Origin of the sequence: Streptomyces sp. NPDC007971 (assembly GCF_042958635.1) — a bacterium.
In the GTDB taxonomy this organism is placed as follows: domain Bacteria; phylum Actinomycetota; class Actinomycetes; order Streptomycetales; family Streptomycetaceae; genus Streptomyces.
Map to the genome: position 1 here is coordinate 1 of NZ_JBIBJK010000087.1, position 1523 is coordinate 1523.

Sequence of the window (1523 nt, forward strand, 5' to 3'; positions counted from 1 at the left end):
GCCGCCGCGTAGTTGCCCTGACCCGGACCACCGAAGACACCAGCGGCGGACGAGAACAGCACGAAGGCCGACAGGTCCATGCCCTGGGTCAACTCGTGCAGATGCCACGCCGCATCGACCTTCGGCCGGAACACACCGTCCACCCGCTCCGGAGTCAGCGAACCGATCGTGCCGTCATCGAGCACACCCGCGGTGTGGACAACAGCCGAGACCTCGTGCTCGGCCAGCAACGCAGCCAGCGCCTCCCGGTCCGCCACGTCACACGCCGCGAACCTCACCTCGGCACCCTGCGCGACAAGTTCGCCGCGCAGATCCTCAGCACCTTCAGCCTCCGCACCACGCCTGCTGACCAACAGCAGACTTTGCACGCCCCGCTCCGCGACCAGATGCCGGGCCACCAGACCGCCCAGGGTGCCCGTCGCACCGGTGACCAGCACCGCACCCGAACCAAAACCGGGGTCGGCCACCACGGACTGCCGCGCCCGCACCAGACGCGGAGCACTGGCCACACCCGCACGCACCGCCAACTGCGGCTCACCCGTGGCAAGTACCGCAGGCAGCACGTCCAGTGAAGCCGCTTCCTCATCGAGGTCGACCAGCACGATCCGGTCCGGGTTCTCCGTCTGCGCCGAACGCACCAGACCCCACACCGCCGCCTGGGCCAGGTTCCGCACACCCTCGCCGTCCGCGACCGCAACCGCACACCTCGTCACGACCACCAGACGCGACCCCTCGAACCCCTCCTCCCCAAGCCACCTCTGCACCGCACCCAACGCCCAATGAGCCGCCTCATGCGCACCCGACGCGGGATCCCACGCAGCAGTGTCCGGGCACGACAGAACGACGAAGCCGGACAGTTCAGCCGACGTCGACCGGGTCAGTTCCTCCAGATCAGTGGTCCACTGCGTCGTCGGAGCATCGCCCTCGACCGGAGACACCGACACCCAGTCGACGCCGAACAGCGACTCCCGCTCCAGCCGCGGCACCACCACCGACACCGGACGCAACTCCACCGCATCGACAGCGGCCACCGGCGCACCCGAGCCGTCAGCGACCGTCAGCGACACCCCGTCCGAGCCGGCGGGCGACAACCGCACCCGCAGTGCTGTTGCACTGGAGGCGTGCAGGCGCACGCCGGACCAGGAGAACGGCAGCTTGCCGGGGGCGTCGGACTCGCCCGTCAGCCCGGTGGCGTGCAGCGCCGCGTCGAGCAGCGCCGGGTGCAGACCGAAGCCCTCCGCCTTGACCCCCTCCGGCAGCGCGACCTCGGCGAACACCTCCTCGCCCTTGCGCCACGCGGCCCGCAGGCCCTGGAACACCGGCCCGTAACCGAAGCCGGCGTCGGCCATGCCCTCGTAGAACCCGTCCAGCTCCACGGCCGCGGCCCCGGCGGGCGGCCACTCGACCAGCGGCTCCCCGCCGGAGCGCCCGCCGGCCCGCAGCACACCGGTGGCGTGCCGGGTCCACGAACGACCGTCCTCCACGTCGCCCGTACTGGAGTGGAAGGTCAGCTCACGCCTGCC

The 1523-nt window shown here is 71.2% G+C and carries 1 protein-coding gene; it reads right to left on the minus strand.

All coding sequences use genetic code 11. The features are described 5' to 3' along the window. On the minus strand, nt 1-1376 hold a 1376-nt coding region (locus tag ACFZCP_RS45885; RefSeq protein WP_391443265.1), incomplete at its 3' end, for an SDR family NAD(P)-dependent oxidoreductase. Nucleotides 1377-1523 lie beyond the last annotated feature (147 nt).